Here is a 12,582-nt window from a genome sequence, read left to right on the forward strand (position 1 = left end):
GACCTCGCCACCGCCCGCGGCCTCATCAACGATGACGCGGTCTTCCACTCCGACCGCGGGGTCCAATACACCTCGAGCCAGTTCCGGGCCGCTCTCACCGAACACAAGATCCGGCCCTCGGTCGGGCGGGTCGGGTCCTGCTACGACAACGCCGTCGCCGAAGCCTTCTTCGCCACCCTCAAGACCGAGATCGGCACCACAATCTGGCCCACCCGCGCCGCAGTCCGCCAGGACGTGTTCACCTGGCTGCACTACTACAACCACACGAGGCTGCACTCCACCGTCGGTCACAACACCCCGGCCGAAACCCGCATCAACCACTACGCTCAGGCCTCAGCTGCCTGAAAACCCCGTGTCCGCCTCACCGGGGCAACTCCACACGGATGATGCCCGTTCAATCACGCGAGTCCCGCGGTTGAGAGCCTTCGGCGCGGCCGGCGGACCGCGTGTCGCCCCCTCGATCACGCGTGTCGGCCGTCCAAGCACGCGAAAGAGCCCCGGGCCGGCGAACCGGGCCCGGGGCTCGACGCTGCTCGACCTACGCGGCCGCCGCGGCGGAGGACTCCGTCAGGCGGATGGGCAGCTCGTTGAGGCGGTGCACGAAGTAGCTGGGCTTCCAGCCGAGGTCCGACTCCGGGATGGCCAGCTGGATGTCGGAGAACTTCGCCAGGAGGCTCTTGAAGAAGATCTCGCCCTCGAGCCGGGCCAGCGGGGCGCCCAGGCAGAAGTGGATGCCGTGGCTGAACGCCAGGTGCGGGGTCTGCCGCTCGAGGTCGAACTTGCCCGGGTCCGGGAAGTCGCGGGCGTCGTAGTTCGTCGCGGTCAGGGAGATCGCCACGTGCTCGCCCGGCTGGACCGTGACGTCGCCGATCGTGACCTCCGCCTTGGCGAAGTGGTAGGTCACCGTGACGACCGGCGGGTCGACGCGCAGGATCTCTTCGATCGCCTTGGGCACCAGGTCCGGGTTCGCCCGCAGCGCGGCGAGCTGCTCCGGGTTGCGCAGCAGGGCGAGGATGCCGTTGGCGATCATGTTGACCGCCGTTTCGACCGAGCCGATCAGCATCAGGAAGATGTTGGACCGCAGCTCGATGTCCGACAGCGTCGAGTTGCCCTCCTGGCCGGACAGGATCGCCGAGATCATGTCCTCGCCCGAGGTCTCCTTGCGCTGCGCGATGAGCTTCGTCAGGTACTCGTCGAACCAGCGGCCGGCCTGGAAGATGTCGTTCTGGTCGGTGACCTCGCCGAGGCCCGTGACGATCCCGCAGTACTCGCGGAACTCGGCGCGGTCGGACATCGGGACGCCGAACCACTCGCAGATGACCTCGTTGGGCAGCGGGATGGCGAGGTCCTCGACGACCTCCGCGGTGCCGGTGCCGGCGACCGCCGCCAGCAGCCGGTCGGTGATCTCCTGCACCCGCGGGCGCAGGTTCTCCATGTACCGCGGGGTGAACGCCTGCGAGACGAGCTTCTTCATCCTGGTGTGGTCCGGCCGGTCGTTGAAGACCATGGAGTGGCGGAAGAAGTCGTCGTTGTAGAGCGCCAGGTACGGCTTCAGGGTCGGGTCGGCGACCTTGTCGCTGCGGGCCAGGCGCGGGTCGGACAGCGCCCGCCGCGCCTCGCGGTAGCCCGTGACCAGCCAGGCCGGCATGCCGTCGGGCATCGACACCTTGTGGATCGGGCTGTCGGTGCCGAGCTTGGCCAGCAGCTGCGGCGGGTTGGTCAGCTCCGTGGCCTCGAGCGGCACGCGCGGGGCGTCTTCTGCGGACATCAGTCACTCCTCAAAGGTCTTCGGCCGAACCCCGCGGCACCCCAGGACGGCCGCGGTCGCCGTTGCTCGTTCCCCGGCTTCATCTTCGCCGCGGCCCCGCCCGGTCACACCTCGCGTCTTGCCCAGTGCCCCGGCGAAAATCCTTCACCGGGTCATGTCGGGAACGGTCCACCCGTCGAGGTCGTACTCGTTCAGGCAGGTGTCGACGAACCGCTTGTAGTCGTCGACCTGGCCCGAGGCGACCTGGCCGAAGAGCAGCTCGATGCGGGTGTTCTCGTGGCTGCCGGCGTAGTTGCGCTCGTAGAGCTCGTGCCGGCCGCCGAACTCCGTGCCGACGGCGTCCCAGAGCAGCTTCATCACCTTGACGCGCGTCTCGGCGTCGATGCCGTTCGAGCCGCGGACGTAGGTGTCCAAATAGGACCGGATCTCCGGGTTCTTGAAGTCCTCGGCGCTGGAGTTGATGTAGATCAGCGCGCTCGCGACGTCCTGGAGCACGATCTCGCGGATGCGGGCGTAGCCGACCTGCGTGAACCAGCGGTAGGCCTGGCCGTACGCCGGGTTCGGCAGCAGCGCGCCGTCGCGCCACGGCACCGGGTTGCGCGCCGCGGCGTCCGAGAGGCCCCAGAACAGGTTGCGCCACGCCAGGACCTCGCCGAGGCGCGTCTGCACGCCGCGGAAGTCCTCGGTGCCGGTGATCTCGAGGGCCTTGGCGATCAGGCCCGCGATGAACTCCAGCTTCACGGCCAGCCGGGTGCAGCCCTGGAACGTCGACCGCTCGATGAACCCCGACTGCCCGGTGAACGTCTGGACCTTGCCGAGGTCGCCGTAGATGAAGACGTTCTCCCACGGGATCAGGACCTTGTCCAGCACCAGGATCGTGTCGTTCTCGTCCAGCCGCGACGAGAGCGGGTAGTCGAACGGCGAGCCGACCGTGTTGGCCATCGACGTGTACGACGGACGGCAGATCAGCTTCATCCCCTTGGCGTCCATGGGGATGGTCGCCACGAGCGCGAACTCGCGCTTCTTGATCGGCAGCCCGTAGTGCGCGATGAAGTTGTAGTGCGTCAGCGCGGACCCGGTCGCGACGACCTTGGCGCCGCTGACCACCAGGCCGGCGTCGGTTTCCTTCTCCACGTGGACGAACACGTCGCGGACCTCGTCCGGCGGCCGCTTGCGGTCCACCGGCGGGTGGACCAGCGCGTGGTTCCAGTAGAGCACCTTCTCCTGCGACTCCCGGTACCAGCGCTTGGCGTTCTCCTCGAACGGCGCGTAGAACTCCGAGTTCGCGCCGAGCGTGCCGAGGAACGACGCCTTGTAGTCGGGGCTGCGGCCCATCCAGCCGTAGCTCATCCGCGCCCACGCGGCGATCGCCTTCTGGTCGGCCACGAGGTCCTCGACGCTGTGCGGCGTGCGGAAGAACCGGTGGGTGTAGCCGCCGTTGCCGGTGTCGGTCGGCGCGGTCAGCACGTCCTTGTACTGCGGGTCGTGCAGGGCGTCGTACAGCCGCGCGGTCATCCGGATCGGGTTGCGGAACGCCGCGTGCTCGGTGACGTCCTTGACGCGCTCGCCGTTGATGTAGACCTCGCGGTCGTCACGCAGGCTTTCGATGTACTCGGCGCCGGTCAGCGGCCGGGCCGGACGGCTCTCGCTCATGGCCACCTCCCCTTGTCGGTTCACTTCTTGCGGGCGAGCGTGACGCCGTCCGCGATCGGCAGCATCACGGTGTCGAACCGCTCGTCGACGGCGAGCTTCGCGTTGACGCCGGCGACGACCTCGGCGGCGTAGCGGGGGAGGTCCTCTTCGACGTCCTCGGGGGCCGCGACGGTCCCGTGCAGCAGCACGTTGTCGAGGATCAGCAGGCCGCCCGAGCGCAGCATCGGCGCGACGGCGTCCACGTAGTACGGGTACGACGTCTTGTCGGCGTCGATGAACACCAGGTCCGCCTCGCCCTCGCCGACCAGGCCGGGCAGGGTCTTGCGGCCGGGGCCGAGCTTGAACTCGATCTTGTCGGCGACGCCGGCGAGCTCCCAGTGCTTGCGGGCGATGCCGACCCAGTCCTCGGTGACGTCGCACGTGATCACCTTGCCGCCGGGCGCGAGCCCGCGGGCGAAGGCCAAAGAGGACAGTCCGGTGAACGTCCCGACGTCGATGACCGTCTTTGGCGCGACCAGCTTCGCGATCAGGTGCAGGAAACCGGCCTGCTCGACCGGGGTCAGCATCTCCGAGAGTTCACCGACCTCGGCGGTGTCCTCGATCAGGCTGCTCACCACCGGGTCCGGTTGCGTGCACGAACTGACCACGTAGGCGATCGTCTTCTCGTCCAGGAAACTGAACGTACTCATGCGTCCTCCACGACGGCGCGCGATCCGGCCGGGTTCCGGTGGGCAAAGGCCAGTATCGGCCGGGCGCGAAAGCCGTTGCGTCTCCTCGTTTGCACTGCGCAGCGGCCCTCAGCACTGCGGGAGATGCGCCGGTTCGGCCGTGGCGACGATCCTGACCTTTGCCGACGACGACACCACCTCCGGAGTCGAGGAGATTCGATGCGAGTCCTGTTCACCGTCTACCCGAACTCACTGGCGCACCTCTACCCGGTGGTGCCGCTGGCGTGGGCGCTGCAGAGCGCGGGGCACGAAGTCCGCGTGGCCGCGCACCACAGCGCGGCGGAGATGATCATCAAGACGGGCCTCACGCCGGTCCAGCTCGGCGACCCCGACCAGCCGCCGGTGCGGCTCACCGACGACTGCGCCCCGCCGCACCACCAGGACATCGTCAACCGCTACGCCGACGTGATGGGCCTGTCGCCGGAGGGCCGCGAGCACTGGATCGTGTTCTACCAGTGGCTGATGCAGCCGACGTCGGACTACGTGCGGCTCGACCGCCGCGAGGCGGAGGACCTGATCGACTTCGCCAAGGTCTGGCAGCCGGACCTGATCTCGTGGGACGCGACGATCCCGGCCGGCGCCGTCGCGGCGAAGGTCTGCGGCGCGGCGCACACGCGGCTGCTGATCGGGCACGACATGTTCGGCTGGTCGCTCGACCGCCTCGCCGAGAACAAGAGCGCCCTGGTGGCCGCCGGGCTGGACCCGAACCCGCTCGCGACGCTGATCCGGCCGCTGGCCGAGAAGTACGGCTTCGAGGTCGACGACGAGCTGCTCGTCGGCAACTTCAGCATCGAGACGATGCTGGAGGGCCTGCGCCTGCCCACGAGCACGAAGAAGCTGCCGATGCGGCACGTGCCCTACGTCGACCCCGAGGTCCTGCCGAAGTGGCTGTACCAGCGTCCCGAGCTGACGCGCTGTGAGTGCTGCGGCCGCAAGAACCGCCGCCGCGTCGCGCTGTCGCTGGGCGAGTCGACGCGCCGGTTCATCAAGGGCGACTGGGACCGCGCGCCGAAGATCCTCAAGGCCCTCGGGCAGCTCGACGACCTCGAGATCGTCGCGACGCTGGACAAGGCGCAGCTGGCCGACGTCGAGGAGATCCCGCCGAACGTCAAGGTGATCGACTGGGTCAACCTGCCGCACCTGCTGCCGACCTGCTCGGCGCTGATCCACCACGGCGGCATCGGCACGTACTCCTCCGCGGTGGCGCACAAGGTCCCGCAGCTGGTCTGCGACGTCGAGGGCATCTCGTTGCTGATGCGCCTGGTCGAGGACGGCGGCGACATCAACACCACGGGCACCTACCGCCTCGGCTGGGAGTTCGACGAGCGCGAAGAGGGTGCCCCCGAGGCGTCGACCGCGCACTGGGAGCTGCCGGCGAAGAAGGTCGAGTCCACGGTGGTCTCGGACTTCGTCATCTCGACCGGCGCGGGCGTCCGCCTGGACCACCGTGCCAACACCGTCGAGGAGATCCGCGACCTCGTCTGGTCGGTCGCCACCGACCAGCGCTACCAGCACGCGGCCCACGCCCTCCACGACGACTGGCTGGCGATGCCGAGCCCGAGCGACATCATCCCGGACCTGGAGAAGCTGGTCGTCCAGCACCGCCGGCGCTGAGCCTCCCCGTCCCGCCCCCGGAAGCCGCCGTCCCGCACCCGCGGGACGGCGGTTTCTTTTGCTGTGCAAGAGAAAGGCCCCGCCGGGCGAACCCGGCGGGGCCTTTCCTGTGCGCGTCAGAGCACTTCGACCTCGGGGACGAACCGGATCCACTGCCCGCCGGCGGCGCGGAACGCCTCCTCCTTGGCCATGATCTCCTCGGCGTGGTTCCACGCGAACAGCACGGCGTAGTCCGGGTAGGCGTCCGAGAACGCCGCCGGCGGCTTCACCGGCAGGTGCGAGCCCGGCAGCAGGTGGCCCTGCTTGCCCGGCGTCGAGTCGACGACGAACGGGATCAGGTCCGTCGTGATGCCGCAGTACGTCGTCACCGTCGAGCTCTTGCCCGGCGCGCCGTAGCCGACGACGGTCTTGCCCTGGGCACGCAGGTCCGTCAGCAGCCCGACGAGGTCGTCGCGGATCCGCTCGACGTTGCGGCCGAACCGCGCGAACGTCAGCGGCTCCGAGAGCTTGCCCGCCTCCTCTTCGGCCAGCAGGGCGTCGAGCGAGGCCGACGGCGTGCGCGCGCCCGGACGGGCGATCGTGTAACGGACCTCGCCGCCGTGCATGGCGATGTGCTCCGCGTGCACCAGCTCGAAGCCGAAGCGCTCCGCCATCGCGCGGACCGAGCCGGCGCTGAAGTAGAACACGTGCTCGTCGTAGATCTGGTCGAACGCCATGCCCTCGATGATCGTGGCGAGGTAGGGCTCCTCGAACACGAAGATGCCGTTGTCCGACAGCAGCGCGTCGATGCCGCGGAACAGCGACTCCACGTGGGCGATGTGGCAGATCGTGTTGGCGCCGAAGATGACGTCGGCCGCGCCGTGCGCCCCGCGGACGGCGGCCGCGGTCTGAGCGTCGAAGAACGCCGACAGGACCTGGACCCCCTTGGCGCGCGCCAGGTCGGCGACGTTCCCGGACGGCTCGACCCCGAGGTGGCGGACGCCGGCCTCGGCGATCGTCGACAGCATCACGCCGTCGTTGCAGCCGATCTCGACGATGAACGGGTCCGGCCCGGTCAGCTCGTTCGCCAGGAACCACTCCGCGTCGGCCCGGAAGTGCTTGCGGTGCCCGGCCGAACCGGAGGCCTGGTACCGGTAGCCGGCGTGGTAGCGCAGCTCCTGAGGCACCTCCTCCATCAGCTGCACCATCGTGCAGTCCTCGCACGAGCCGACCGCGAGCCGGAAGCGGAACTCGCCCTCGACCTCGTGGGGGAGCAGGAAACCGTTCGCCGTCGGCTGGTCGCCCAGGTCGACGAACTCGACGACGCGGCCGTCGCACACCCGACACTTCGTACCCATGGACTGGCCCTCACTGTTGGTGGTCATCGAATCCTCACTCCGCGCCCTTGTCGTCCTGCGCCAGCCACCAGTCCGCGCCGCGCGCCCACTCGATGGTCTTGATCAGCCCGTCGCGCAGCGCCGTTTCCGGGCGCCAGCCGAGGATCCCGGCCGCCTTGGCGTTGTTCGGCACGCGCCGGGGGAGGTCCTGGTAGGACGCGCCGAGCTTGACGCCGGTGTCGACGTCGACGACGCCGTTCGCGCCGGTGAGCTCACCGACCAGCCGGACGACCTCGCCGATGGTGGTCTCGACCATGCTGCCGATGTTGAACGCCTGCCCGACCGCGCCGGGGTGGTCGGCCGCGCGCAGGGTGCCCTCGATCGCGTCGTCGACGTAGGTGAAGCAGCGGGTCATGACGCCCTTGTCGTAGACCACGAGCGAACGCCGGTTGAGCGCCCGGTGGACCGACCGGCTCACGATGTAGGCGGGCCGCTGCCGCGGACCGTAGACGTTGAAGTAGCGCACGATGGTCGCCTCGAGCCCGTGCTGGCGGGCGAAGGCGAAGGTCAGGTGCTCGGCCAGCGCCTTGCTGGAGGAGTAGGACCACCGGTCGTGCGAGGTGCCGCCGAGCACGCGGTCGCCGTCCTCGTCCCACGGCACGGCCGGGTTCTTGCCGAACACCTCGCTGGTGCTGGCGAGGACGACCTTCGCGCCCGCTTCGAGCGCGAGGTCGAGCACGGCCCGCGTCGCGGCGTAGTTGATGTCGATGACGTCGAGCGGGCGCGCCAGGTACTGGTCGACGCCGACGACGGCGGCGAGGTGGTACACGACGCCGACGCCCGGCCGGATCGCCTCGGCCAGCTTCGCGGTGTCCCGCAGGTCTCCGGTGATGTACCGGACGCCCTCGACCGGGAACCGCGGCGGCGCGACGTCCAGGACGGTCACCTCGTCACCGCGGTCGACGAGGCGCTCGACCAGGTGGGAGCCGACGAAGCCGGAGCCACCGGTGACCACGGCGTGCTGGGGGGTGCTCATCGAGCCGTCTCCGTCTCGTTCGGCGTGCCCGGGATCGCGTCACCGCGGCCGATGCCGCGGTAGACGTACCCGGCGGCGCGCAGCTCGGCGATCTTTTCCTTGGGGTAGTAGGCGCGGCCGTCGAGGACCAGGCAGTCCCGGGCGACGGGCAGCGCGGCGAAGTCGATGTCGTGGAAGTCGCGGTGCAGGGCCAGGACCGCGAGGCAGTCCGCGTCGCGCACGGCGTCTTCGAGGCTCGCCGCCGGCCGGATGCCGAACAGCTCCTCGGCGGCGTCCGGGTCGACCAGCGGGTCGTACACGGACACGGTGAGCCCCGCCTTGGCGAGCGTCTTCACCGCGCCGACGGTCGGGGTGGCCCGCAGGTCGCCGGTGTCGTTCTTGAACGCCAGCCCGAGCACGGCCACCTTGCTGCCGGTCGGGTTCTTGCCCCGGCGCACCAGCTCGTCGATCGCCAGCTGCGCGGTGTACTCCGGCATCCCGGCGTTGACCTCGCGGCCGGCGGGCGCGGTCCGGATCGGCAGGCCGTGGCGCTCGGCCGAGCGCCACACCATCCACGGGTCCTTGGTCAGGCACGAGCCGCCGACGCCGACGCTGGGCAGGAGGATGTTCACGTTGCCCGCGCCCTTGGGGATCGTGTTCGCCGCGGAGATCACGTCGAGCACGTCGACGCCGTAGAGCGCGCAGAACATCGCGAGCTCGTTGGCCAGGGCGATGTTCAGGTCGATCCACCAGTTGCTGGCCAGCTTGACGATCTCGGCCGCTTCCAGGGAGTCGCGCGGGATCACCTCGACGCCGAGCGCGCGCCGCCAGAAGGCTTCCGCCGCGGCTTCGCTGTCCGCGCCGAGGCCGCCGGCCACGATCGGGAAGGTCCGCAGCTCACGCAAAGCCGTGCCTTCGGCGAGCCGCTCGGGGGTGAACGCCAGGCCGAAGTCGACGCCGCCGGTCAGCCCGCTCTCCTCCAGGATCGGCAGCACGATGCCGCGCGTGGTGCCCGGCGGCACCGTGCTCTTGAGGACGATCAGCTGGCCGGGACGCAGGTGCGCGCTCAGGGCCCGGCAGGCCCCGCGCAGCTGCTCCTCGGCCAGGGAACCGTCTTCGCGCACCGGCGTGCCGACGGAGATCAGGATGACGTCGGCGTCGGCCGCCTCGGCGATGTCGGTGGTGACGCGCAGGTTCCCGGCGGCGAGACTCCGGAAGACCAGCTCGGCGAGCCCCTCTTCGGCGAACCGGCAGTGGCCGCGCGCCAGCTCGTCGACCAGGCGTGGGTCGGTGTCGACGCCGACGACGTCGAACCCCCGGCCGGCCAGCGTCGCGGCGATGCACGAACCGACGTAGCCGAAACCGATCACCGCCACTCGGAACTGGTCTTGGTCGGGCAGAAAACGCATCCGCGTCTCCAATCGGGTGATACTGCCTCCGGGGCCGGCTCGCGGCCGGGTCCTGCACGAACTCGTCGGGGGCGAACGCGCGCCGAATGCGGAGCTCCCCGCCGACCATGGTCCGCGCGGCGCGGCGCCGGTCGCGTCTCCTCTGTTGCTTGCGCCGCACCGCCAGAGAAGCCCAGGCCGGGCCGCCGCGGTTAGGGTGGTGGCCATGGCCGACGCCGACCTCCCCGTGATCCGGCAGATCTCTTCCCGCCTGGTGTACGAGAACGCGTGGCTCAGCGTGCGCGAAGACGGCATCGAGCGCCCCGACGGTTCGCACGGCATCTACTCCGTGATCGACCGCCCCGACTTCGCCACCGTGATCGCGGCCGAAAACGGCGGCTTCCACCTCGTGGACCAGTTCCGGTACCCCTTGCTGGGCCGCTACTGGGAGTTCCCGCAGGGCTGCTTCCCCGGCCGCCGCGACGGCGACCAGCTCGAGCTGGCGCACCGCGAGCTGGCCGAGGAGACGGGCCTGCGCGCGGGCTCGATGGTCCCGATCGGCCGGCTGGCCGCGTGGCACGGCGCGAGCGGCCAGATGTGCACGGTGTTCCTGGCGACGGACCTGGCGCAGGGCGAGCCGGACCGCGAGCACGAAGAGCAGGACATGCGGCACCGGTGGTGCTCGCGCGCGGAGTTCGAGGCCCTGATCCGCTCGGGCGGCATCCGCGACAACACCACGGTCTCGGCGTACACCCTGCTGCGCCTGCACGAGGAGGAGGGCGGCACCTTCCCGTGAAAGTGCCGCCCGGGCGTCAGGGGCGGACGATCTCCCGCAGGGCCGCGGCGAACTCCTCGGGGTGCGTGACGTACCCGACGTGGCCGCCCGGCAGGTGCACGATCGCGTTGCCGGTGTGCTCGGCCAGCACGGTGTTCGGCCGGTACGGGAAGGTGTCGCGCGCGTCGCCGCCCGCCAGCACCAGCTTGTCCGAAAAGGACTTCAGCAGCCGCATGTTCGGGCGGTACGCCGGGTACGGCTTCAGCTCGTGCTCGAACCAGAACACGTGGTTGCGCCGGATGCGCCCGAGCATCTCGGCCAGCTCGTCCGGCGGCAGCTCGGTGCGCCGCGGCGGCTTGGTCGTGGTTTCCATGCCCATCCCGGAGCGGAACGCCTTGCGCGCGGCGTCGACGCCCTCGCGCTGGTAGGTCTCGTACAGCTCGGAGTAGAAACCGAGCCAGTGCTCGGCGTCCGGCAGCACGGACGCCAGCGGCGGCTCGTGCGCGACGACGGTGTGCACCAGGTCCGGGTGCCGTTCGAGGGTGGCGAGCGCGACGATGGCGCCGGAGCTCGACCCGAACACCGCCGCCGCGCCGGGGGCGAGGTGCCGCAGCAGGGCCCCGATGTCGTGCGCGTCGTCGGCGAGCCGGTCGTCGCCGACCGGGCCGTCGAGCGGACTGCGCGAGAACCCGCGCCGGTCGTAGGTGATCACCGTGTACTCGTCGGCCAGCGTCTCGGCCAGCGGCACGAACGGCGCGGCGTCGCCGTTGCCGCTGGGGATGATCAGCAGGGCCGGGCCGGCGCCGCGGACCTCGTAGTACAGGCTCGCGCCGGGTACGGCCAGCCGGTCGATGGTGACTCGCATGCGCATCCTCCGGTCGCGGACGGTTTGGCGCCAGTGTGGTCCGCGCCCGGCCGCGCGCGCGTCTTTCCGGTTGGCGTCCGGGGGCTCTTCCGGATTGCGCGGCCGCGGGCGGGCGCACTCCGCGAGGTGCGCGCGGCCTCGGCCGGGTGCCACCGTCGGGAGCACGCGCGGCGTCCTGTTGCGCCCGGAGCCGCCCGGCCGGGCCCCTCCGTAGACCCGTCACACTGTGGAGGTCCAGGTGCCGAGCACCCCACTTCCGACCCGGGCCCAGCTCGTCGAACGCGCTGCCGGGCTGGTCCCGATGCTGCGCGCGAACGCCGGCAAGGCCGCCCAGGACCGCCGGCTCACCGAGGAGACGATCGACGCGCTCGCCGACGCCGGGGTCTTCAAGCTCCGCGTCCCCGCCCGGTTCGGCGGGTACGAGGCGGACACGACCACCCTGATGGAGGTGGCCACCCAGCTCGGCCGCGGCGACGGTTCGGCGTCGTGGGTCGCGTCGGTCTACTCCATCCCGGGCTGGATGGTCTGCATGTTCCCCGAGCAGGTGCAGGAGGAGGTGTTCTCGACCCCGGACGTCCGGGTGTGCGGGACGCTCAGCCCCACCGCGTTCGCCAAGACCGTCGCCGGCGGCTACATCGTCAACGGCAAGTGGAGCTTCATCAGCGGTGCGCCGCACGCGCACTGGCAGGAGATCATCGCCATCCTCGACCCGGGCGACGGCAGCGAGCCGTACCCGCTGATGGCGCTCGTCCCGATGGCCGACCTGCAGGTCGTCGACGACTGGTACGCCACCGGGCTCAAGGGCTCGGGCAGCCTCACGACCATCGCGCAGGACGTGTTCGTCCCGGCCGAGCGGGCGCTGCCGATGCCGACGGTCGTGCAGGGCAACACGGTGTCCGAGCGCAACGCGCGGATCCCGATCTACCGCGCTCCGCTGGTGCCGGTGGCCGGCGCGAGCAGCGTCGGCACCCTGCTCGGCCTGGCGCGCGCGGCCATGGAGAACTTCCTGGAGTGGCTGCCCGGCCGCCGGATCGCCTACACCGCGTACACGAAGCAGTCGGACGCGGCGGTCACCCACCTGCAGGTGGCGGAGGCGGCGCAGAAGATCGACCAGGCCGAGTTCCACTCGCGACGGATCACCTCCACTGTGGACACCAAGGCGCTCGAAGGCGTGCCGTGGACCCTCGAGGAGCGGGCCCGCAACCGCGCCGACGTCGGTGAGGTCTGCAAGCTGGCCAAGGAAGCCGTCGACATCCTCGCCGCCGGCGCGGGTGGCGCGTCGATCTACCAGCACGTGCCGATCCAGGGCATCCTGCACGACCTGCAGGCCGCGAGCCTGCACGCGCTGATCAACCCGACGACGGCCGCGGAATTGTACGGTCGTATTCTGTGCGGTTTGGAACCGGACACCGCATACATCTGAGCCGACGATTTCGCCGTCCCGCCCTGATCTGCGTCAG

11 protein-coding genes are annotated in these 12,582 nt (G+C 70.4%); 4 read left to right on the forward strand and 7 right to left on the reverse strand.

Going from position 1 to position 12,582, the window contains the following annotated elements; genetic code table 11:
• A partial coding sequence (locus ACWEN0_RS25300) for an integrase core domain-containing protein (RefSeq protein ID WP_451978189.1) occupies positions 1–345 on the forward strand: 345 nt, incomplete at its 5' end.
• Between the two features lie 193 nt (positions 346–538).
• Here ACWEN0_RS25300 and ACWEN0_RS25305 read toward each other — a convergent pair.
• The 3 genes from ACWEN0_RS25305 to ACWEN0_RS25315 form a co-directional block, all read right to left on the reverse strand.
• A complete protein-coding gene (locus ACWEN0_RS25305) occupies positions 539–1,768 on the reverse strand; it encodes a cytochrome P450 family protein (protein ID WP_451978192.1) in 1,230 nt (409 codons plus the stop codon).
• Between the two features lie 144 nt (positions 1,769–1,912).
• Entirely contained in the window at positions 1,913–3,421 is a 1,509-nt protein-coding gene (locus ACWEN0_RS25310; RefSeq protein ID WP_451978195.1) for a 4-hydroxyphenylacetate 3-hydroxylase family protein, read from the reverse strand.
• Between the two features lie 20 nt (positions 3,422–3,441).
• On the reverse strand, positions 3,442–4,110 hold the full coding sequence (locus tag ACWEN0_RS25315) for an O-methyltransferase (RefSeq protein ID WP_451978198.1): 669 nt from the start codon (positions 4,108–4,110) through the stop codon (positions 3,442–3,444).
• A gap of 198 nt (positions 4,111–4,308) precedes the next feature.
• Here ACWEN0_RS25315 and ACWEN0_RS25320 point away from each other — a divergent pair, with 198 nt between their 5' ends.
• Positions 4,309–5,763 carry a nucleotide disphospho-sugar-binding domain-containing protein gene (locus ACWEN0_RS25320; protein ID WP_451978201.1) on the forward strand — a complete coding sequence of 485 codons (1,455 nt, stop codon included), beginning with the start codon at positions 4,309–4,311 and terminating at the stop codon, positions 5,761–5,763.
• A 116-nt stretch (positions 5,764–5,879) separates the two neighbouring features.
• Here ACWEN0_RS25320 and ACWEN0_RS25325 read toward each other — a convergent pair whose 3' ends face one another.
• Genes ACWEN0_RS25325 through ACWEN0_RS25335 form a run of 3 tightly spaced genes read right to left on the reverse strand, consistent with a single transcriptional unit; the run spans position 5,880 to position 9,503 of the window.
• On the reverse strand, positions 5,880–7,127 hold the full coding sequence (locus ACWEN0_RS25325; RefSeq protein ID WP_451978204.1) for a methyltransferase domain-containing protein: 1,248 nt from the start codon (positions 7,125–7,127) through the stop codon (positions 5,880–5,882).
• Between the two features lie 7 nt (positions 7,128–7,134).
• Positions 7,135–8,115, reverse strand: coding sequence for an NAD-dependent epimerase/dehydratase family protein (locus ACWEN0_RS25330; protein ID WP_451978206.1), 981 nt, complete (start codon positions 8,113–8,115; stop codon positions 7,135–7,137).
• Positions 8,112–9,503 carry a nucleotide sugar dehydrogenase gene (locus tag ACWEN0_RS25335; RefSeq protein WP_451978209.1) on the reverse strand — a complete coding sequence of 464 codons (1,392 nt, stop codon included), beginning with the start codon at positions 9,501–9,503 and terminating at the stop codon, positions 8,112–8,114. The genes ACWEN0_RS25330 and ACWEN0_RS25335 overlap by 4 nt, the downstream gene beginning before the upstream one ends.
• 205 nt (positions 9,504–9,708) lie before the next feature.
• Between ACWEN0_RS25335 and ACWEN0_RS25340 the strand changes: the two genes are divergently transcribed.
• The gene (locus tag ACWEN0_RS25340) at positions 9,709–10,278 is read left to right on the forward strand and encodes an NUDIX domain-containing protein (RefSeq protein ID WP_451978212.1); all 570 of its coding nucleotides are present in this window, start codon (positions 9,709–9,711) and stop codon (positions 10,276–10,278) included.
• 16 nt (positions 10,279–10,294) lie between these two features.
• On the opposite strand, the gene ACWEN0_RS25345 is transcribed toward ACWEN0_RS25340, so the two are convergent.
• On the reverse strand, positions 10,295–11,122 hold the full coding sequence (locus tag ACWEN0_RS25345) for an alpha/beta fold hydrolase (protein ID WP_451978215.1): 828 nt from the start codon (positions 11,120–11,122) through the stop codon (positions 10,295–10,297).
• Between the two features lie 238 nt (positions 11,123–11,360).
• On the opposite strand from ACWEN0_RS25345, the gene ACWEN0_RS25350 reads away from it, so the two are divergent.
• A complete protein-coding gene (locus ACWEN0_RS25350) occupies positions 11,361–12,545 on the forward strand; it encodes an acyl-CoA dehydrogenase family protein (protein ID WP_451978218.1) in 1,185 nt (394 codons plus the stop codon).
• Positions 12,546–12,582 lie beyond the last annotated feature (37 nt).

The sequence above is a fragment of the Amycolatopsis sp. NPDC004378 genome, from assembly GCF_053602455.1.